We start from the raw sequence: 20,446 nt of genomic DNA, 5'->3' as shown, positions 1-20,446 counted from the left end.
GGCTAGCGCCGGCGGCGACGCCGGTGCTGCGGCGCCACCGCGACATACGGCTCGGTGAGCCCCACCAGGGCCCGGCGCAGCTCGCTGGCCGGTGCGGACTCGGCCAACGACTTCCCTGCGAACATGGCGCCGTCCACGGTGGCCTGGTCGTGCGGGAGGAAGGCGAGGTCGTCCATGCCGGCGAACCTGCCGAGCGCCTCGGCGATCCGGCGCTCCGGCCGGGCGCCGACCGCGGAAGCACGGACCTTGTTGACGACCACCCTCGGCGTGGGGCTCGGCAGGCCGGCCAGGTCCTGGACGGCGCGGACCAACCGCTGCAGGCCGATCGGGTCGCCGGCCCCGACCACGACGAGCTCGTCGGCACACTCCAGCGTCACGAGGGTCGCGGCGTTGCGCCGCGGTGCGAGGGTGTCGTAGGACAGCTCCTCGTCGTCCTCGACGCAGAACCCGCAGTCGACCACCACGAAGGTGGCGAGCCGGCGCGCCGTGGTGAGGACGTGCTCCACCGACGCGGCCCGCAGCTCGGTCCACCTGTCCGCACGCGGGACACCGGTGAGGACGCGCAGCCGGGGGGAGACCTCGGGGGCCAGGCGGGCGAGCGCCGGCAGGTCGAGGGTGCCCTGGTCGGAGGCCCGGCAGGCCGCCGCCATGCCCGGCGCCTCGTCGAGCAGGCCGAGCGCCTGGGCCACCGACGAACCGTAGGTGTCGCAGTCGACCAGGAGCGTGGGTGCGTGGACCGCGAGCTCGGCCGCGAGGTTCAGGGCGACCGTGCTGCGGCCCGGTGCCCCGGTCGGACCCCACACCGCGATGACTCGGCAGGGGACATCCGTCGGGCCCGGGAGGTCGTCGTCAGCCCGGCGTGGCAGGCCCCGGCGCGAGCCGGGCAGCGCCCCGGGGTCGGGGTCGTCCTCCGCACCGGGCTCCACCCCCGTGGCCCCGGCCTGCGCCACGAGGCCGTCGAGCAGGTCCTGCAGCTCGTGGCTGGCGATGTCGGTGCGGACGACCACCGCGAGGCCCAGCTGGCGCAACCTCCGCTCGCCGAGGTCGTCCCCGGGTTCGGTCACGCCTGCGACGACCAGCCCGTGCGTGGAGAGCTCGTGCAGCGCGCTGCGGTCGAGGGCCCTCAGGTCGGGCGAGACGAGGGCGACCTGGCCCAGGCCCGCCGCCGCGGCAGCGAGCAGGTCGGGGAGGTCGGCACAGCGTCGGGCCACGACGTAGTCGGACGTGGCCCCGAGTGAAGCGACGAGCTCCGACTCCCCCGCGCCCGTCAGCGCGGTGATGACCGTCCGGCTCACGAGCCGCCCCCACCGCTGCCGGGAGCCGGCACGAGGGTCACCCTGGCCCCGTCGTCGACCTTGCCGATGATGTCCTTGATCCGGTCCTTCGGCGCCATGACCTGGACGGGGCGATCTCCCCCGGCGCCCCCGGACAGGCCGCCCGACGTCTTCGGCAGGCTGGCGACCGACACCCCCTCCAGCGCGAGGACCGGTCCGGTGAAGGCGTCGTTCCCCGTGGCTCGCGGGTCGGCCGGGTTGACGTAGACGTCCACCCGGCTGCCGACCGTGAGGGCGGCGACGCTCCCGGCGTCGACGGACAACGTCAGGGCCTGCACGGCGACCTGGTCCAGGCTCCCGACGGCCACGGCCGGCACCAGCTCGCCGGCAGCCACTTCACGCAGCACGTAGCGGTCGGGAGCCAGCCCGGACCCGGCCGACAGGTAACGGTCCCGCTGCGAGCCCAGCTGGACGTCCACACGCACCAGGTCGTCCTCGGTGAGCGGGCGTCCGGGGACGAGGGCCTCGCGGGCGGCATACATCGCCGTGCGGTCGTCAGCAGCCGCCACCACCGTCGAACCCACGACGACGGAGGTCAGCACGAGCACCAGGCCGATCAGCAAGCGGGCGTCTCGCCACGCAGGTCGTTGCAACCGGGCGGCCCTGGGCACTGGAAGGTCCGACACGTCGTTGTCCCCCTTGGCATGGTTTGGCTGGTTTCCCCGTCAGCGGAGTCATCATGGCCCACCGAGGCGCAGGCTCGCCCCCCACATCCACAAAGCGCCGCAAATCATCCACAACCGCCGCAGGCCAACTCCTCCAAACGGTTGACGATGAGACAATTTCGCGATCCACCGGACGCAGCCGCACGAAGATGGTAAAAATTTAGTCAAGAGACACCAAGATCGGGTCAAGGGACCACCGCAGGGAAAGGACGGCACATCGTGGCCAAGCGATTCATCCAGTTGTCGGAGGTGTCCGAGGTCCTCGACATCTCCTCGGCCCAGGCGTACGCCCTCGTGCGTTCCGGCGAGCTCCCCGCCATCAAGGTCGGCGGCCGCGGGCAGTGGCGCGTCGAGGTGGCCGAGCTCGAGAGCTACATCCAGCGGATGTACTCCGAGACCAAGACCTTCGTGGCCGCCCACCCGTTCGGGCAGGGCACCGAGTAGGACGTCGTCGCGGGCCGTGGGGGTCCCGCGACGTTCCCGAGGAAGGGCCCGGAGCACACGCTCCGGGTCCTTCCTGGTGTCGGGGTGGCCGCCCCCGGCACGGCCCACGCGAGCCTCGACGACCCCGTCGCCGACCCGGCCCGTCGAGCCCCTCGCACACCACCGACCGAGCAGCCCGGTCAGGCCGGTCGCACGAGGACGAGCGCGTCGAACGGGACCAGCCGCCGCCCCGTGACGTTCTCGGGGCGACGAGGCAGGTCGGGGGCGTGCTCGGTGAGCTCGAGCACGTCCCGCCCCACCCCGTCGATGGTCCCGGTCGCCTGACCGCCGCCGGCGTCGATCAGCGCGACGACCGCCCGGTCCCGGCTCAGCCCGCGCAGGGCGTAGCCCAGCCCGAAGCGCCGTCCCACCGACTCCCCCGCCGCCCTGGACGACAGGCCGGTCACCGCAGTCACGCCTGCGAACGGGACAAGTGAGACGGCGCCGCCGGGCGCCCCCACGAGCACCCAGCCGTCGCCGACGTCGGCCACCTGCCCGGAGACCACGAGACCGGTCCGCAGGGTCAGCCCGACGGGCGACGGGCCGGCGGCGGCGAGCCGCTCGTAGAGACCGAGCACCCCTCGTTCGCGTCGGGTGCGGTCGGCCACCTCTGCATCGAGCTCGCGGCGCTCCTCCGCCTCCCACTGGGCCGCGAGGTCGTCGAACAAGCTGTCCCAACGCATCCCTACCTCCCCCGGACCGCGGTCGCGGCATCTGCGGGGGAGCCTAGTCACGGCCACCCTTGCGCAGAGGGCAAACGACAAGTACCTTCGATCGAAGGCAAACGCATGCAAACGCATGCATTGAGGAGAGGAGCACCCATGGGCGGACGGCTGAGGGTCTGGGTCACGACAGGGGTCGCGGTGGGAGCACTCGCCGCCCTCGAGCTCCTGCTCGTGGCCGCGGCGCGCGACCGCGCCCACCAGGTGCTGCTGCCCGGACCGGCCTCCGTGGACGAGGTGACGGGCGCCCTCGCCGCCTCCCTGGCCGTGGCGCTCGGCGGCTGGCTCCTGGTGACGAGCTCCGCAGCGGTCCTCGCCCATGCACCGGGTCGACTCGGCCACCGCGCGGACCGCGTCGCCGCCCGATGGACTCCCCTCCTGACGCGTCGGGTCGCCGCCGTCCTCGTCGGCGCCACCGTCGGGAGCGCGTTCGGGCCCGCGACGGCCCTGGCCCAGGTCCAGGTCCCGTCCCCGTCCCAGTCCCCGGCCCGGATCCAGGCCCGGGTCGAGGCCCGGGTCGAGGCCCGGGTCGAGGCCCGGGTCCGGTCCCAGGACCAGTCCCGGGCAGCGACACCCTTCCCGGGGTTCAGCGCCACCTCCCCTGTCGGAGACCCCGCGCCCGACGTACCGCCCGCCGGATGGGTACCGAGCAGACCGGTGCAGCGCCCCGTCGTGACGCCTGACCTCGTCACGTCCGGAGGGAGCACCCCAGCCCCGCCCGAGGTCGTGGTCCAGCGCGGCGACACGCTCTGGAGCCTCGCCGCCACCCACCTGGGCCCCGACGCGACGGACGCCGAGGTGGCCGCGGCCTGGCCGCGGTGGCACCGGGCCAACCTCTCCGTGATCGGTGACGACCCCGACCTGCTGCGGCCCGGACAGGTCCTGACCGTCCCCACGACGAGCGCGGTGGCGACGCGATGAGGGCCGCCCAGACCCTGGCCCGGCACGCGGCTCGGCCGTCGTTGCGGCCGCTCACGATCGTGCCGGCTCCCCGCATCCGCCCCCCGGTCATCGCCGAGACCGAGGACGACTGGACCCCCGAGCGGTCCGCGGAGTCCCCCTACGTGCAGGACGCCCTCGCGGTCGACTTCTCCCTGCGCACCGACGAGGAGGTCTTCGGGGAGCAGCCCACGCGTCGCGACGACCTCCCCGACCCGCGCGACTGGGCGGCCCACATCGCCCAGGCGCTCGTCGAGGTGATGGCCGGGGTCCGCCCCGCCCCTCAGCTGCTGCGGTGGACCACCCCCGAGGTCTACGCCGTGGTCGCCCGCCGCGCGGCGGTCTCCGCCCGACGCGGTATGCCGCCCACGCGTCGCACGGTCGTGCGGAGCCTTCGCGTGTGCGAACCCGCCGACGGGGTGGCCGAGGCGAGTGCGGTGGTCGTCGACGGGGGCCGGGTCCGCGCCCTGGCGATGCGGCTGGTGGGTCTCGACGGTCGCTGGCGGGTGGAGGCCCTTCAGGTCGGTTGAGAGCCCGGGTCCCGCGCCGCGGCTGGGCGGGATCCTCCGTCGGACAGGCGAACGGCGCCGCCCACCGGGGGGGTGGACGGCGCCGTTCGACGGTTCGGCTCGGTCAGGCCTTGCCGTGGCACATCTTGAACTTCTTGCCCGAGCCACACGGGCAGGGGCCGTTGCGCGACGCCCCGGCGACCTGCTCGGCGGAGAGGTCGTCGTCGATCGAGCCACCGCGCTGCTCGACCTCACCGGTCTCCGTGGGAGCGGAGTACTGCAGGTCCTGAGTGCGGCGGACGGGCTGCTCGAGGCCCTTGGCCCGGAAGGACACGGCAGCGCGCTCGGCGGCCTGCTCCGTGGCTTCGGACTCGTCGTCTCCGGCGGCGGGGCCGCCCACCTCGGCGTGCACGACCTCGTGGTCGTGGTCGTCGTGGCCGTCGTGGTCATGACCTTCGTGGTCGTGACCGTCGTGGTCGTGACCGTCGTGGCTGTGGTCGTGACCGGCGTGGTCGTCACCGGCGAGGTTCGCGCCGCCGAGCATGTCGGAGACGCTCATCGGCTGCACGGCGGGGGCCTGCTCGCCGGGCTGGTCGACGTCGACCTGGACGTTGAACAGGTAGCCGACGGACTCCTCCTTGATGGACTCGTTCATCGCCTCGAAGAGCTGGAAGCCCTCGCGCTGGTACTCCACGAGCGGGTCGCGCTGGGCCATGGCCCGCAGACCGATGCCCTCCTGGAGGTAGTCCATCTCGTAGAGGTGTTCGCGCCACTTGCGGTCCAGCACCGACAGGACGACCCGGCGCTCCACCTCGCGCATGACCTCCTCGCCGAGCTGCTCCTCGCGCGAGTCGTAGGCGTGGTGCGCATCGGACGTGATCTGCTCGCGCAGGAAGTCCGCGCTCAGCGCACCCCGGCCACCGGCGGCCTCGACGACCTCGTCCGGCGTGACCGACACGGGGTAGAGGGTCTTGAGCGCGGTCCAGAGGCGGTCGAGGTCCCAGTCGTCCGAGAAGCCCTCGGCCGTCTCGGCGTCGACGTACCCACCCACGACGTCGTTGATGAAGTGGCGGATCTGCTCCTGCAGGTCCTCCCCCTCGAGGACGCGGCGGCGCTCGTCGTAGATGACCGTGCGCTGGCGGTTGAGGACGTCGTCGTACTTGAGGACGTTCTTGCGGATCTCGAAGTTGCGACCCTCGACCTGGCCCTGCGCGCTCTGGATGGAGCGGCTGACCATCTTCGACTCGATCGGCACCTCGTCGTCCATCTTGGCCGTCGTCATGAACCTGTCGACCATGGCCGCGTTGAACAGGCGCATCAGGTCGTCCTGCAGGGACAGGTAGAACCGGGACTCGCCCGGGTCGCCCTGGCGACCGGAACGGCCACGCAGCTGGTTGTCGATGCGGCGCGACTCGTGGCGCTCGGTGCCCAGCACGTAGAGCCCACCGAGCTCGGTGACCTCGTCGTGCTCGGCCTGCACGGCGGCCTCGGCCTTGGCCAGCGCCTCGTCCCAGGCTGCCTCGTACTCCTCCGGCGTCTCCTCCGGGTCCAGGCCCCGCTGCTTGAGGGTGGCGACGGCCATGAACTCGGGGTTGCCACCGAGCATGATGTCGGTGCCTCGACCGGCCATGTTGGTGGCGACGGTCACGGCGCCCTTGCGACCGGCCTGGGCGACGATGGCCGCCTCACGCTCGTGCTGCTTGGCGTTGAGGACCTCGTGCGGCACACCGCGGCGGCGCAGCTGGTCGGAGAGGTACTCGCTCTTCTCCACCGAGACCGTGCCGACGAGGACGGGCTGGCCGTGCTCGTACCGCTCGACCAGGTCGTCGACGACGGCGTTGTACTTGGCCTCCTCGGTGCGGTAGACGAGGTCGGCCTGGTCCTTGCGGACCATGGGGCGGTTGGTCGGGATCGGGACCACACCGAGCTTGTAGATCGAGTTGAGCTCGGCGGCCTCGGTCTGGGCCGTACCCGTCATGCCGGAGAGCTTGTCGTACATGCGGAAGTAGTTCTGCAGGGTGATCGTGGCGAGCGTCTGGTTCTCGTTCTGGATCTCGACACCCTCCTTCGCCTCGATCGCCTGGTGCATGCCCTCGTTGTAGCGACGCCCGGCGAGCATGCGGCCGGTGTGCTCGTCGACGATGAGGATCTCGCCGTTCAGGTTGACGTAGTCCTTGTCCCGCTTGAACAGCTCCTTCGCCTTGATGGCGTTGTTGAGGTAGCCGATGAGCGGGGTGTTGACGGACTCGTAGAGGTTGTCGATGCCGAGGTAGTCCTCGACCTTCGCGATACCGGCCTCGAGGACGCCGACGGTCTTCTTCTTCTCGTCGACCTCGTAGTCGCCCTCACCGGACTCGAACTCGCCGCGCGTCAGGCGCTGCGCGATCTTCGAGAACTCGGTGTACCACTTGGTCGCGGCGTCGGCCGGACCGCTGATGATCAGTGGGGTGCGGGCCTCGTCGATGAGGATGCTGTCCACCTCGTCGACGATGGCGAAGTTGTGGCCACGCTGCACGAGCTCGTCCATGGACCAGGCCATGTTGTCGCGCAGGTAGTCGAAGCCGAACTCGTTGTTGGTGCCGTAGGTGATGTCCTTGGCGTACTCGACGCGGCGCTCGGCCGGCGTCATCGACGCGAGGATGACCCCGGTCTCGAGGCCGAGCATGCGGTGCACGCGGCCCATCAGCTCGGACTGGTACTCCGCGAGGTAGTCGTTGACCGTGATGACGTGCACGCCCTTGCCCTCGAGGGCGTTGAGGTAGGACGGGAGGGTCGCGACGAGGGTCTTGCCCTCACCGGTCTTCATCTCGGCGACGTTGCCGAGGTGCAGAGCCGCGCCACCCATGAGCTGCACGTCGAAGTGACGCTTGCCGAGGGTGCGGCGGGACGCCTCACGCACCGCGGCGAACGCCTCGGGAAGGATGTCGTCCAGCGTCTCGCCGTCGGCGAGGCGCTTGCGGAACACGTCGGTCTCGGCGCGGAGCTCGGCGTCGCTGAGCTTGGTGAAGTCCTCCTCGATGGAGTTCACCTGGGCAGCGATGCCGTGCAGCTTCTTGACGATGCGGCCTTCACCGGCACGGAGCAGTCGTTCGACGATCTTGGACACGCAATATCTCCTGAGGTTTCTGATCTCCCGCTACGCCCGGACGATCGCAGCCGCCGACCTCCGGGTGGCAACGGCCCGACCTAGGCTAGTCGAGTCGGTCCGCGCCCGTGGACGCACGGCACGGGGAATGCTCCCCGGTCGCCGAACGCGCCGGGTGCCGCCGCGGTTCCAGCGCACGGCGGCCACCCCGGTCAGGGGGCGACGAGGTCCTGGTAGTCGGGGTGCCGGTCGATCCAGGCGGCGATGAACGGGCACATCGCCACCACGTCGTGCTCACCCTTCGCGCGGACGTCGTCGAGGGCGCCCCGGGCGAGGGCTCCCCCGACGCCCTGGCCCTCGAACGCGTCGTCGACCTCGGTGTGGGTGAAGACCTGGTGGCCGCGGGCGATCCGGTATGCCGCGAAGCCCGCGAGTGCTCCATCCACGTGCGCCTCGTAGCGGCTCAGCTCCGGGTGGTCGGTCACGACGACGTCTGCCATGGCCGACAGCCAAGCACAGGTGTCAACGACGGCCCCGGCTCGGGACCTTCTCCCCTGTGGCCGGGGGCTCGGCCGAGCGCAGCATCGTCCTACGGGTGGAACGGGTTCACCCGCTCGAGGAGTCGAGGTCGACATGGTCGGAGCAGCGGTGGGCCTGGCATCTGCACCACACGTCCTGCACTGGGGCTGGTTCAGCATCGAGCTGGCCAACCTCCTCATCATCCTGGCGATGGTCGTCGTCTTCGTCCTCGCCCTCGTCATCCCCTTCGGCCGTGGTCGTGCCGACGACGTCAAGGACTCGTCGTGAGCCAGCTGCGGGAGGCGCGCACGTCCCGCTCCCGGGACAGCTGGACGGTGGCCCTGCGCGACCGGATCGAGCACACCGTGCCCCCCGGGCAGGCGCTCCCCGACCGGCAACCGGAGTACGTCTCGTCGTGGATCTACGTGTTCGGCGTGCTGACGCTGGCCGCCCTGGCCGTCATCGTCGCCACGGGGTGCGTGCTGGCGGTGGGCGGCTCCGCCTGGTGGCACGTCTCGTCGCTGGGGCACTTCGTGAACTCGCTCCACCTCTGGAGCGTGGAGCTGTTCTTCGCCTTCATGGTCGTCCACCTCTGGGGCAAGTTCTGGATGGCGGCCTGGCGCGGCAACCGGTTGCTCACGTGGGTGACCGGGGTCGTCGCCTTCGTGACCTCCATCGGCACCGCGTTCACCGGCTACCTCTCCCAGTCGAACTTCGACTCCCAGTGGATCAGTGCAGAGGCCAAGGACGGCATCAACTCGATCGGCGTCGGTGCGTGGTTCAACGTGCTCAACCCCGGACAGATGCTCCTGTGGCACGTCGTGCTGCTGCCCCTCGCTGTCGGTGCCATCACCGCGCTGCACGTGGTCCTGGTGCGTCGCCACGGCGTGGTTCCCCCCATCGACGCACGGGACGGTGAGTGAGATGGCCACGGCAACGCCTGCCCGGACCAGGGCACACGGACCTCATCGGCCGCACCGGGAGGGTGGCGTGCCCGACTCGCACTCGTTCGCCACCCGGCCCTACGACCTGGTCAAGGAGTTCGTCGTCGCACTCGTCGCGGTGAGCCTCTTGACCGTCGGTCTGGCGGCGGTGTTCTCCTCCCCCGACGAGCCCGCGATCACCTTGTCCGGGTGGGCCAAGGCTGCTCCGGCCGACGTGGTGGCGACCGCCACCGCAGAGCTGGCCGGCACCAGCGTGAGCGCCACGTACGGTGCGCCGTACAACTCCGCCGCCGAGGGCCAGAAGGTCCTTGGGCTGCCGCTGCAGAAGTGGGGTGGCGTCCGGATCCCCGTCGACTCCGCGGACCTGGTCCTGGGCCCGCTCGCCACGCGGACCGACGCGGCCACGAAGGGGGCGGTGGCCGGGTGGCGGGCGGCCCCGGAGGCCACGCGCACCGCCTGGGCCACGGCATACGGGGAAGCGTTGGCCAAGGTCACCGACGGCGACCCTGCCGCGGTCGCGGCCGGCGACTACGGGACGGTTCCGGTCCTCGCCGCGTCCTTCCTCGACACGGCCCGCAGCGGGGGGCTGGAGGGCCAGCTGGTCTCGAACGGCACCTTCTACGGCGGTGACCAGACGCGGACCATCCTGCTCCTCAGCGACGGCGCCTACCTCGAGGACACCGCGCGCGCCCAGCAGCTGGGTGGCGACCAGTGGGGGATGATGAACGAGACGGGCGACTACCCCGGCCAGCCGTGGATGTGGCTCTACACCTTCTGGTACCAGGTGCCGCCGTTCTCGACGTCCGACAACGCCGATGCGCAGGTCTGGGCCCTGATGATGGTGCTGACCCTGGGGCTGATGTTCCTGCCCCTGGTCCCCGGCCTGCGTGACCTCCCGCGCCTCGTGCCCGTGCACCGGATCATCTGGCGCGACCACTACCGCACCCACCCACGCACGAAGGGCTAGGCGCCGAGCCACCTCGCGAGAACGGTTCGAATGCTCCCGGGATCGCGCCGCGGGCCCTGTCCGGCAGGTACCTTCCACCACGGTGGCCACAGGGGTCACCCCGGACGGCGGGAGGCGGGCGACGTGAGCACGGTCCACGACGGTGACCCGCCCAAGGGTTCGAACCGCGACCGGTGGCTGCCCCTCGTCCTGCTCGCGCTGGTCCCGTTCGTGCTGCTGCGCCTGGGCCTGCACCCCGTCGGGGACCCCGACACCTTCTGGCACCTGCGGGCCGGCGACCACCTCTGGGGCACGTGGCAGTTCTCGGGCCCGGACCCGTTCTCCCGGTTCAGCACGCGGACGTGGGTGCTCCACGAGTGGCTCCCCGAGCTGGCCCTCGCCGCCGCGGCTGCGGTGGGCGGCCTCCCGGGGGTCGCCTGGCTCGCCTGTGCGCTGATCGCCCTCCTGTTCGTCACCGTGTATGCCGTGTGCCGCACCTGGGTTCCGGTGCTCCCGGCCGCGATCCTCGCCACCGCGGCGGTCTTCGGGTCCGCCGCGAGCCTGACGCCGCGCCCGCAGCTCGCCACGTTCCTCCTGCTCCCGGTCGTCGTGTGGGCCTGGCTGCGCACCGCCCAGGACCTCCGGGCGCGGTGGTGGCTGGTGCCGCTCAGCTGGGTGTGGGCCTGCTCCCACGGCCTGTGGGTGGCCGGGCTCGCCACGGGAGCCGCCGTCACGGCGGGCCTGCTGCTCGACCGGCGGGTGTCCGTGCGCGGAGCCGCCCGACTGGTCGCCGTCGTGGTCCTGTCGTTCGCTGCCGGCGCCGTCACCCCCGTGGGCCCCGAGCTCCTGCTGGCACCGTTCCGGGTGGGCGAGTCGACCAGCCTGATCAGCGAGTGGAACCCGCCGTCCCTGACGTCGCCTCCGGTCGCCGTGACCCTCGCCCTCGTCGCGGCCGTCGTCGTCCTGTGGGCCCGACGGACCCGACCGGTCCCGTGGACGCACGTGCTCCTGTTCGCGACCGCCGTCGGCTGGACCCTCCTCTACTCGCGGACGGTGGCGCTCGGGGCCCTCACGGCGGCTCCCCTGCTCGCCACGCTGTGGCCCGTGCAGCGCGAGGACGTGCAGCCGTCACGGCGTGCCGAACTGGTCAGCCTCGGTGCCGCCGTCGTGGCCAGCCTGACCCTGGCCGGGCTGGTCCTGCCGTCCGTCGCGGCCCAGCCCCTGCAGCCCCATGGCCTCGACCAGCAGCTCGACCGCCTCCCCCGCGGGACCGTCGTGTACGACGAGTACAGCCTCGGCGGGTGGCTGCTGTGGCGGCACCCGCAGCTGGCGCCGGTCATCGACCCGCGCGTGGAGGTCTTCGACCTCGCCTACGTCCAGCGGCACGTCGCGACGCTGGCTGCCGGACCGGGGTGGGACACGGCGATCGCCGACAGCGGAGCCACCTACGCCCTGGTCCCGGACGCCGCGCCGCTGTCGGCGGCGCTGCTCCGCAGCGGCGAGTGGACGGCGTTGGGCACCGACGCCGGGTACGTCCTGCTCGCCCGCAACGGCTGAGCCGAGCCGCTCGTCGGCCCTGACCACTCGCCGCTGACCGCACCCCGCACGCCTCAGGTCACCGAGGCGACCTCCGCCTGCTCGCCCTCGGTGTTCCAGGACCCGCGCTCGGGGGACCGCGAGATCGCCAGGCACGCCATCGCGGCGAAGAGGCACAGGCCGCCCGCCGTGAGCCACGCGGTGTAGTAGTCGCCCGTGCTCTGCCGCACCCAGCCGGCATACGAGGCGGCGACGCCGGCCCCGACCATGTGCGAGGCGAACACCCACCCGAACACCATGCTCGACCGCTGCACGCCGAAGTGCCTGCGGCACAGCGCGATCGTGGGCGGCACCGTGGCCACCCAGTCGAGGCCGTAGAACACGATGAACACGAAGAGGCTGGGCGCGATGTCGGGCCCGAGCAGGGCGGGCACGAACAGCAGCGACAGCCCGCGCAGGCCGTAGTAGCCGAACAGGAGGAACCGCGGGTCCACCCGGTCGGTGAGCCAGCCCGAGGCGATGGTGCCCACCAGGTCGAAGACGCCGACCAGGGCCAGCAGTCCGGCGGCCGTGGTCTCGGGCATCCCGTGGTCGTGGGCCGCGGGGATGAAGTGGGTGCCGATCAGCCCGTTGGTGGACCAGCCGCAGATCCAGAACGTCCCGAACAGGATCCAGAACGTCCTCGAGCGCACGCTCTCGCGCAACGTGCGGATCGCCTGCGTCGCCGGCCCCACCTGCGTCCCGGTATGCCGCGTGGGCGCCTCGTCGAGCGCCTCACCCGGCGCCGCGCCGTACGGACGCAGGCCGAGGTCGGCAGGGCGGTCGCGCACGACCAGCAGGACCAGCGGCACGAGCAGGACCGCGGCGCCGGAGACGACCAGCGCCGCCCACCGCCACCCGGGGCCGGTCGCGAGCGCGGCGATCCCGGGGAGGAAGACGAGCTGTCCCGCCGCCCCGGCTGCGGAGAACACGCCGGTGACGAGGCCGCGACGGGACTCGACGAACCACCGGTTCGCGACGACCGAGCCCAGGACGAGCGCCATCGCCCCCGTGCCCACCCCGACCGCGACGCCCCACAGCAGCCACAGCTGCCAGGGCGCGGTCATGACGACGGTGAGGCCGCTGCCGACCGCGACCAGCAGGAGGGCGAGGGTGACCACCCGGCGGATGCCGAAGCGGTCCATCAGGGCGGCGGCGAAGGGCGCGGTGAGGCCGTAGATGACGAGGTTGGCGGTGACGGCGCCCGAGGTCGTCGCGCGCGACCAGCCGAACTCGGACTCGAGCGGCTCGAGCAGGGCCCCGGTGGAGGAGCGGAAGCCCGCGGCGGACACGAGGGCGGCCAGGACGACCGCGGTGACCCACCAGGCCCGGTGGACGCGGCGGGTGCGGGTGGGGGCCGGCGACCGGTCCGTGGCAGGAATCGTCACCGTCGCAGACTATGTGCCAGCCGGGTGGGCGACCAGCACGATCTCGTCAACCCTCGACGGGATCCCGCCAGCTCAGCCACCGACACCGACGACACCGCCGACGACGACTCCACCGACGCTGACGGTGTCGAGGCCCAGCCACCGCGCCATCAGGCCCAGCTCCTCGGAGAGCGCCGGCCTCGCGGCCGCGGGGGCGCCCGGCTCCCAGTGCACCGACTGCACCCGCAGGACCCCGGCGGACCGGTCGGCCTTGAGGTCGCACCGGGCGACCAGCTCGTCGCCGAACAGGAAGGGCAGGACGTAGTAGCCGTGCACCCGCTCCGGGGCGGGGACGTAGATCTCCAGCCGGTAGTCGAAACCGAAGATGGCCGCCGTGCGGTCCCGCTGCCAGATGAGCGAGTCGAAGGGGCTGAGCAGCGCGCGGGCCTGCACGCGCCGGGGACGCCGCGCCTCGGGGTGGAGGTAGGCCGGGCGCTTCCACCCCTCGATGGTGGCGGGGACGAGCCGCCCCTCGGCGACGAGCGACACCAGGGCCGGACGGGCCTGCTCCGGCTTGAGCCGGAAGTAGTCGCGCAGGCACTGCTCGCTGCCGACCCCGTGGGCACGCGCCGCGATCATCATCAGCTCACGGAAGGCCTGCTCGTGGCTGGGTCGGCTGGAGGGGTCGACGGCGACCGACGCGACCTCGCCCGGCAGCACGCGCTCGAGCGAGGCGTAGCGGCGCTCGAACTGCGAGGTCCGCCCGGCCGAGGTGATCTCCCCCGCCCAGAAGAGGTGCTCCAGGGCGTTCTTGACCAGCGACCAGTTCCAGCCCCAGTGCTCGCGGTCGCGGGGCAGGTCGTGCTCGAGGGCGGCCTCCACCTGGCGCGACGTCAGCGGTCCCCCGGCGACGACCTCGGCCTTGACCGCAGCCACCAGCCCCGGGTGCTCCTGGGCCACCCGCTGCATCCCGCCCCACGCGTCGGCGTGCGCCCGTTGCATCCGGAAGTCGAGCAGGGGCCACGTCGTCGGCGGGATGAGGCTCGCCTCGTGCGCCCAGTACTCCACGAGCCGGCGCGGGGCACGGTCACGGGCCCGGTCGAGCAACGCCGTGTCGTAGTCACCCAACCGGGAGAAGAACGGCAGGTACTGGCTTCGGGCGACGACGTTGACGCTGTCGATCTGCACGATCTGCACGCGGTCGACCACACGTTGCACGTGCCGCATCGTGGCCGTCCCCGGGTCGGGCCGGGGGTCGAGGAACCCTTGCGCCGCCAGGGCGATCCGCCTGGCCTGGGGCCGGGTGAGCCGCACCGGCTCGGGCAGGGTCACGCCAGCACCACCGAGGAGGAGCCCGCGCTCACTCGCCGGGTTCGAGCAGGTTCTCCCGCACGGCATACATCGCGGCTTCCATGCGCGAGTGCAGCTGGAGCTTCTCGAGGATGTTGCGGACGTGGTTCTTCACGGTGTTCTCGGAGATGAACAGCTGGTGCGCGATCTCCTTGTTGGCCAGTCCCCGGGCCACGAGGCGCAGCACCTCGAGCTCGCGGTCGGTCAGCCGTGGGGCGCCGACGGCGCTGGGACGCTCACCCTGGCGCCGGCTCATCTGGGCGAACTCGGCCAGCAGCTTGGACGCCATGGACGGGGAGATGAGCGAGTCACCGTGGTGGACCGCCCGGACCCCCTCGGCGATCTCCTCGCCCGGCACGTCCTTGAGGAGGTAGCCGTTGGCGCCGGCCTTGACCGCCTCGTAGAGGTCGGACTCCTCGTCGGACATGGTCAGCATGATGATCTTGGTGGACGGGACCAGGGCCTTGATGGTCTTGCAGGCCTCGATGCCCGAGGTGTGCGGCATCCGCACGTCCATGAGCACGACGTCGGGCAGCAGCTCGACGGTGCGGTCCACCGCCTCCTTGCCGTCGCCCGCCTCGCCCACGATGTCGATGTCGTCGTCCTGCGAGACGACCATCTGCAGGCCGCGGCGGTAGAGGACGTGGTCGTCCGCGATGACGACCCTGATGGGGTCGTGCACCACGGGTGTCACGTCGTCGAAACCGCTGCTCACGAGCCACATCCTTGCACGACGCACGGACGGCGCCGAGCAACCTGGGAGTCCAGATTGTCCGGCGCCGTCCGCAGCGCTGGGATCGGGGTGGTCAGGAGACCTTCTGGACGGGCACCGGCGCGTCGCTGCCGTTGCTCGCGCCGGGCTCGGCGACGTCGAGGTGGATCACTCCGTAGGACCAGCCGCGGCGGCGGTAGACGACGCTCGGCTGGTCGGTGTCCTCGTCGTGGTAGAGGTAGAAGTCGTGCCCGACGAGCTCCATCTCGGCCACCGCCTGGTCGAGGGGCATCGGCACGGTGGCGTGGATCTTCTCGCGGATCTCCACGGGGCTGTTGCCCTGGGTGCCGAACCGGTCACCCTCCTCCTCCGGGTGCGCGTGGTCCTCGGAGGAGCCGGCCGACGGCTCCTGGATCCGCGCCGTGGCGGCGGACACCGACTCCGGGGCGTGGCGTCCCCGGTGGACGCGCTTGCGGTCGTGGGCGCGGCGCAACCGCTCCATGAGCTTGTCCATGGCCACGTCGAGGGCCGCGTACTTGTCGTCGAGGCAGGCTTCGGCCCGCACGACGGGGCCCTTCACGTGACAGGTGATCTCGACCCGCTCGCAGGACTTCGCCTGCCGCTTGTTGGGCTCGTGACTGACGACGACGTCGACGCGTTGCACGCGGGGGGCGAGCTGCGCGATCTTGGTCAGCTTCTCGTCGAGGTGGTCACGAAATCGGTCTGAGACCTGCATGTGGCGTCCAGTGACGACAATCTCCACGGTGTCCTCCAAAAGGTGTGGTGGAAGGTGAGAGTCGGGCGCGACAGCCCCGATCAACCGCGGCACCACCGCCCTGTCCCCGAGGGGGGCGCGTGCGTGGACGAGCGGGTCCCGAGGGGACCGCTGATGGGCGGTCGGGCGACCGCGCCGGTGAGCCTGACGAAGGTCTCCGTCGGCTGCGTGATCGGCTCCGCTCCCTGCGCCAGGGCGCCCGCCGGACCGTGTCCGCGGCGCCCTGTTCTCGTGTGCTGCACGGGGGCCAGGGGGGCCATGTACCGACGGTAGTCCACCGCCGACCGTTGCGACAGCGGGACTGCCAGAACGTTCACCGTGAGCTTCCTGGGGAACGGCTGGGAGGTCGCGAGCGGCGTTGCGTGGCGCAGATGGCGGCTGCGACCACCGGCCCAGCACCGGCTGCCCGCAGGGCACGTGCGGCCTCGACGAGGGTGGCACCGGTGGTGAGGACGTCGTCCACGACCACGCAGGAGGCCCGGTCCAGCGGGGCGTGCCACGGCTCCCTCACGGCCATCGAGTGCTCCACGTTGAGGTGGCGGCCGACGGCGCCCAAGCCGGCCTGGTCGGCCACCCGTCGCCGCATGCGCAGCGCCTCGGCGACGACGGCCTCGTGCGGACCGAAACCCTCCACCGCTGCGCGCGCGAGCGCCTCGAGGGGCGCGTCACCACGTCGGCGCCGCGAGGCGGCCGACGACGGGACCGGCACGACGAGCACGGGGCCGTCCCCGGCGGCCAGAGCGCGGCGGACGTGCGGGTCCTGCCGGACGGCGGCATCGACCACCTCGGCCAGCAGCGCCGACAGCACGGGCGCCACGTCGCGCCGCCCGTCGTCCTTGTACGCCGTCACGAGCGCGGCGAGCGCACCCTCGAACCGGCCCGAGGTCAGGACCGGGGGCAACCCGCCCGGTTCGGGGTCCGGTCTCGAGCGACGGGGTCCGTCCAGCCAGCGGCTCGCGTCGACCTGCGCCCGGCAGCCGAGGCAGAGCGCGGCGTCGGCGGCCCGGCAGACCGCGCAGGTCCGAGGGAGGGCCAGGGACGCTACCGCGGCGAGGGAGGAGAGCCCGGCGAACACCCCCCGATGGTCTCGACACGGTGTGTTCGTGCTCGTTCGCCCCACGTAACGCTGTGGAGCGGTCTAGTCTGAGGCACAACCTGTGGACAAATCGCCGGGATCCAGTACGAGAGGGGAGGCCGCGGATGCGTTGGGTGTCGGTCCTGTCCGTCAGTACGCGGTTGCGTCTGGGTCTCGCGATGCTCGCCGTGCTGTTCGCCGCCCTCGACGACGCGATCCTGACCGGCCTGCCGTGGATCCTGCTCATCATCACCCTGGACCTCGCCGCCTCGGGCTTCGAGTACCTCAGCTCCAGCGGCCGGGCCATCGGCCGGGTGCAGCTGATGGTGCTGTTCGGCGTCAACGCCGCGGCTGCCGGGATCGCGATGGGGTATGCCGGGCCGTGGTCCAAGGTGCTCATCCTCATCCCCGCGTACCACGCCGGAGCACGGTTCTCGCGGCGCGGCGCCCTCATGGTCTTCCTCGTCGGCCTCTTCGCCGGTGGCGGGACGGTGCTGCTGCTCGACCGCTACTCCGAGGGCGAGGCCCAGCGCATCCTGCTGGCCTCGGTCTTCTCCCTCGTCTTCGGCCTGCTCGGTGCCTGGTCGCACCGGATGCAGGAGGAGGAGGACGAGGCGGTCGTCGACCCCAACATCGCGGCGGAGGCCGGCCTGCTGCTGCGGCGCCTGCACGAGCTCGCCGAGACCCTCGACACCGGGTTCGACGCCCCCGCCTCGGCGGAGATGGCGCTGCAGGACCTGGCCACCCAGATGCGCGCAGCCCGCAGCGCGATCCTCGTGGGCTACGGCGACGACCCGGCGGTGCCGCTGGCCATCCGCGGCGCCGACCGCACACCGTGGCCGGACCCGATGGAGCCCAGCTCCGTGCTCTCCCGCACCTGGCGCGACGGGGTGCCGACCCTGTCGGAGTGGGCCGACGACCTCGTCGCCCGCTCGGTGATCGTCGTGCCCCTGAACGACAACAACGGCGACCGGCTCGGACTGCTCGTGGCCGACCGCCCCCTGGTCACCCCCTTCACCGAGGACGACCTCGCCGCAGCCGGCGAGGTCGCGTCACGTCACGCGGCCAACATCGACCTCTCCGTGCTCTTCGCCGGGCTGCGCGAACGCGCCGGGCTGGAGGAGCGCGAGCGCCTCGCCCGCGAGATGCACGACGGCATCGCCCAGGAGATGGTGGCGCTCGCGTTCGGCATCGACTCCCTGCGGCGCACCGCCCGCAACACCGACTCCCCGCTGGCCGACGACCTCGACGGGCTGCGCGTGGAGGTCTCCCGCGTGCTGGCCGACCTGCGCCTGCACATCGCCGACCTGCGGATCGCCGTGCGCCCCGACACCGGGCTCGGCGCCCTCATCGGTGCCCGGCTCCAGAACTTCGGCTCCACCTCCGGGGTGACCACCCGCATGCACCTCAGCGAGAACGGCTTCCGCCTCCCCGCCCACACCGAGGTGCTCATCTACCGCCTGTTCCTGCAGGTCCTCGCCGACGCACGCCACTCGCTCAACGCCGACACCGTCGAGGTCCGCCTCAACGTCGCTGCGCCGCGGGTGGAGCTGTGGGTCGCCCACAACGGCACGAGCTCGCTGGGCATCCGTGACTTCAGCCAGCACCCCCTCTCCTCCCTGGGGGGCGAGATCGTCGTCGAGCCCTACGCCGGTGACGGTGTCGCCATCCGGATGCGCATGCGCGCCCGCGGCGCCTCGCCGTCAGCCACGCTTTCCAACGAAAGGATCCCCCAGCCGTCATGACCATCAACGTCGTCGTGATCGACGATCACACCCTTGTCCGTGAGGCCGTGTGCCGCATGATCGACAGCGAGCCCGATCTCGCCGTCGTGGGCCAGGCCGGCGGCATCGCCGAGGGCCGCAACGTGCTGGCACAGAGCCTCATCCACGTGCTCGTCGTCGACGTGTCCATGCCCGACGGTTCGGGACTGGTGCTGGCGCGAGCAGCCCGGGAGGCCTCCCCCCGGCTGGGCATCGTCGTCCTCACCATGCACAACGACGACGAGACCCTGCTCGAGGCGCTCGACCTCGGTGCCTCGGCACTGGTCCTGAAGTCGGCGCCGTCCGACGAGGTCATCGCCGCCGTGCGTCGCGCCGCCGTCGCGCCGGACGCCTTCATGGCGACCGGTCTCGCCGAGGCGCTGCGTCGCCGCGACTCCAGCGACAAGCCGAAGCTCACGCCCCGCGAGGCGGAGGTGCTCGACCGGCTCGTCGCCGGCGACTCCATCGCCGCCGTGGCCAAGCGCCTGTACATGAGCGAGTCGACCGTCAAGACGCACGTCTCGAAGGTCTACGAGAAGCTCGGCGCCCACAACCGTGCGTCGGCCGTCATGTCGGCCCTGCGACTGGGCCTGGTCCGCGCCGAGGCGGTCGGACAGACCCGCCGCTGAGCCGGTCGTCGAGGGGTCTGTCCGGCCCGCTCGACGACATCGACCCCGGACACCAGCCCCGAACACAGTGAAACGGCCAGCCCCCTCGGGTCCTGGCCGTTTCACTGTGCTGGGGCTGAGCGACTGGGCTCAGAGGCCGCCACCGCTGAAGGTGTCGACGATGCGGATGGCACCGGGGCCGATGATGACGATGAACAGCGCCGGGAAGATGAACAGGAGCATCGGGAAGAGGATCTTCACCGGCACCTTCTGGGCCTTCTCCTCGGCCCGCTGGCGCCGGACGAGACGCATCTGGTTGGACTGCTCGCGCAGCACCGCACCGATGGGCAGGCCGAGGCGGTCCGCCTGAACCAGGGCGCTGACGAAGGTCTTCGCCTCCGTGACGCTGGTGCGCCTGGCGAGCGAGCTGAACGCCTCACCACGGGACTTGCCGATCTGGATCTCGGAGAGCACGCGGGCGAACTCCCCCGCGATCGGCCCGGTGGTGGACTTGGCCACCTGCATCAGCGCCGCGTCGAAGCCTTGACCGGCCTCGACACAGACGGTGAGCATGTCGAGGGCGTCCGCGAGGCCGAGCCGCAGCTCCTCCTGGCGCTTCTGGCCGGCGTTCATGAGCAGCAGGTCCGGCAGGAAGAACCCGAGGGCCGCGCCGATCACCGCGAAGAGCAGTCCGCGCACGCTCAGCCCACCGAGGACGAACCCGATGAGGGCGAACACGATCAGGGCCGCGCCCTTGGCGCCCATGATGCGCTCGGCGGTCCAGGTACCGGGGTTGCCGGCGAGGTCGAGGCGCTTGGTGAGGCCGTCCTGGGTGCCGTTGGGCGAGAGCTTCGCGGCGAGGGACCGGGTCCTGGCCAGGGCCGGCAGGACGATGCGGTCCATCAACGGCAGGTCGGACTTGCTGACCTCCTGGTGGTTGACGGACTTCTCGATCAGCTCGAGCGACCGGGCGACACCGGTCGTCTGACCGGCACCCGCCGACAGGGCGACGACCAGCGTGACGAGCGCGCCTCCGATGGCGACGACTCCGACGATCAGCAGCATGCTTCCCATG

Annotated in this window: 20 protein-coding genes; 9 read left to right on the top strand and 11 right to left on the bottom strand. The window is 71.9% G+C overall.

The features are described from left to right. Positions 1-2: 2 nt before the first annotated feature. Positions 3-1,295, bottom strand: a complete 1,293-nt coding sequence (locus tag ASD62_RS16755; protein WP_056916938.1) for a hypothetical protein — start codon at positions 1,293-1,295, stop codon at positions 3-5. Continuing rightward, the gene (locus tag ASD62_RS16750) at positions 1,292-1,897 is read right to left on the bottom strand and encodes a hypothetical protein (protein ID WP_056916937.1); all 606 of its coding nucleotides are present in this window, start codon (positions 1,895-1,897) and stop codon (positions 1,292-1,294) included. The genes ASD62_RS16755 and ASD62_RS16750 overlap by 4 nt, the downstream gene beginning before the upstream one ends. Before the next feature lie 321 nt (positions 1,898-2,218). Between ASD62_RS16750 and ASD62_RS16745 the strand changes: the two genes are divergently transcribed. After that, entirely contained in the window at positions 2,219-2,443 is a 225-nt protein-coding gene (locus tag ASD62_RS16745) for a helix-turn-helix domain-containing protein (protein WP_056916936.1), read from the top strand. 179 nt (positions 2,444-2,622) lie between these two features. Here the strand turns inward: ASD62_RS16745 and ASD62_RS16740 are convergent, their stop codons facing one another. After that, complete coding sequence (locus ASD62_RS16740; protein ID WP_056916935.1) at positions 2,623-3,165, bottom strand: hypothetical protein; 543 nt, start codon at positions 3,163-3,165, stop codon at positions 2,623-2,625. 138 nt (positions 3,166-3,303) lie between these two features. Between ASD62_RS16740 and ASD62_RS20510 the strand changes: the two genes are divergently transcribed. Together ASD62_RS20510 and ASD62_RS16730 are read left to right on the top strand one after the other, a co-directional pair. Further along, on the top strand, positions 3,304-4,125 hold the full coding sequence (locus tag ASD62_RS20510) for a LysM peptidoglycan-binding domain-containing protein (protein ID WP_056916934.1): 822 nt from the start codon (positions 3,304-3,306) through the stop codon (positions 4,123-4,125). Next, positions 4,122-4,673 (top strand): Rv3235 family protein, encoded by a 552-nt coding sequence (locus ASD62_RS16730; protein WP_056916933.1) that lies wholly within the window; start codon positions 4,122-4,124, stop codon positions 4,671-4,673. Before ASD62_RS20510 ends, ASD62_RS16730 begins: the two co-directional genes overlap by 4 nt. 103 nt (positions 4,674-4,776) lie before the next feature. Here ASD62_RS16730 and secA read toward each other — a convergent pair whose 3' ends face one another. Both secA and ASD62_RS16720 read right to left on the bottom strand, forming a co-directional pair. Beyond that, the gene (gene secA, locus ASD62_RS16725) at positions 4,777-7,758 is read right to left on the bottom strand and encodes a preprotein translocase subunit SecA (RefSeq protein ID WP_056916932.1); all 2,982 of its coding nucleotides are present in this window, start codon (positions 7,756-7,758) and stop codon (positions 4,777-4,779) included. Positions 7,759-7,949: 191 nt separating this feature from the next. Then, entirely contained in the window at positions 7,950-8,237 is a 288-nt protein-coding gene (locus ASD62_RS16720) for a GNAT family N-acetyltransferase (RefSeq protein WP_056916931.1), read from the bottom strand. 133 nt (positions 8,238-8,370) lie between these two features. On the opposite strand from ASD62_RS16720, the gene ASD62_RS20200 reads away from it, so the two are divergent. The 4 genes from ASD62_RS20200 to ASD62_RS16705 all read left to right on the top strand — a co-directional run bounded on the left by ASD62_RS20200 (position 8,371) and on the right by ASD62_RS16705 (position 11,703). Continuing rightward, positions 8,371-8,544, top strand: coding sequence for a hypothetical protein (locus ASD62_RS20200; protein ID WP_157581522.1), 174 nt, complete (start codon positions 8,371-8,373; stop codon positions 8,542-8,544). Continuing rightward, complete coding sequence (locus ASD62_RS16715; protein WP_200956903.1) at positions 8,541-9,179, top strand: cytochrome b N-terminal domain-containing protein; 639 nt, start codon at positions 8,541-8,543, stop codon at positions 9,177-9,179. The genes ASD62_RS20200 and ASD62_RS16715 overlap by 4 nt, the downstream gene beginning before the upstream one ends. Positions 9,180-9,246: 67 nt before the next feature. Next, positions 9,247-10,167, top strand: a complete 921-nt coding sequence (locus ASD62_RS16710; protein ID WP_056916930.1) for a hypothetical protein — start codon at positions 9,247-9,249, stop codon at positions 10,165-10,167. Positions 10,168-10,290: 123 nt separating this feature from the next. Beyond that, the gene (locus ASD62_RS16705; protein WP_056916929.1) at positions 10,291-11,703 is read left to right on the top strand and encodes a hypothetical protein; all 1,413 of its coding nucleotides are present in this window, start codon (positions 10,291-10,293) and stop codon (positions 11,701-11,703) included. Positions 11,704-11,756: 53 nt separating this feature from the next. On the opposite strand, the gene ASD62_RS16700 is transcribed toward ASD62_RS16705, so the two are convergent. The 5 genes from ASD62_RS16700 to ASD62_RS16680 all read right to left on the bottom strand — a co-directional run bounded on the left by ASD62_RS16700 (position 11,757) and on the right by ASD62_RS16680 (position 17,000). Then, entirely contained in the window at positions 11,757-13,109 is a 1,353-nt protein-coding gene (locus ASD62_RS16700; RefSeq protein ID WP_082580899.1) for an MFS transporter, read from the bottom strand. Between the two features lie 72 nt (positions 13,110-13,181). Further along, positions 13,182-14,420 carry a winged helix-turn-helix domain-containing protein gene (locus tag ASD62_RS16695; protein ID WP_056916928.1) on the bottom strand — a complete coding sequence of 413 codons (1,239 nt, stop codon included), beginning with the start codon at positions 14,418-14,420 and terminating at the stop codon, positions 13,182-13,184. A gap of 28 nt (positions 14,421-14,448) precedes the next feature. Beyond that, positions 14,449-15,162: a response regulator transcription factor gene (locus ASD62_RS16690; RefSeq protein WP_056916927.1), complete on the bottom strand. Its 714-nt coding sequence runs from the start codon at positions 15,160-15,162 to the stop codon at positions 14,449-14,451. A gap of 82 nt (positions 15,163-15,244) precedes the next feature. After that, positions 15,245-15,913, bottom strand: coding sequence for a ribosome hibernation-promoting factor, HPF/YfiA family (hpf, locus tag ASD62_RS16685; protein ID WP_056916926.1), 669 nt, complete (start codon positions 15,911-15,913; stop codon positions 15,245-15,247). 325 nt (positions 15,914-16,238) lie between these two features. After that, entirely contained in the window at positions 16,239-17,000 is a 762-nt protein-coding gene (locus ASD62_RS16680) for a ComF family protein (protein WP_056916925.1), read from the bottom strand. Positions 17,001-17,125: 125 nt separating this feature from the next. Here ASD62_RS16680 and ASD62_RS16675 point away from each other — a divergent pair, with 125 nt between their 5' ends. Further along, the gene (locus ASD62_RS16675; protein WP_056916924.1) at positions 17,126-18,745 is read left to right on the top strand and encodes a sensor histidine kinase; all 1,620 of its coding nucleotides are present in this window, start codon (positions 17,126-17,128) and stop codon (positions 18,743-18,745) included. Next, positions 18,742-19,392: a response regulator transcription factor gene (locus tag ASD62_RS16670; RefSeq protein WP_056916923.1), complete on the top strand. Its 651-nt coding sequence runs from the start codon at positions 18,742-18,744 to the stop codon at positions 19,390-19,392. Before ASD62_RS16675 ends, ASD62_RS16670 begins: the two co-directional genes overlap by 4 nt. Before the next feature lie 129 nt (positions 19,393-19,521). On the opposite strand, the gene ASD62_RS16665 is transcribed toward ASD62_RS16670, so the two are convergent. After that, positions 19,522-20,436, bottom strand: coding sequence for a type II secretion system F family protein (locus tag ASD62_RS16665; RefSeq protein WP_235530736.1), 915 nt, complete (start codon positions 20,434-20,436; stop codon positions 19,522-19,524). Between the last annotated feature and the right edge of the window lie 10 nt (positions 20,437-20,446).

This window comes from Phycicoccus sp. Root563, from assembly GCF_001427915.1.
In the GTDB taxonomy this organism is placed as follows: domain Bacteria; phylum Actinomycetota; class Actinomycetes; order Actinomycetales; family Dermatophilaceae; genus Pedococcus.
This window is presented reverse-complemented; position numbering and strand designations above follow the sequence as displayed.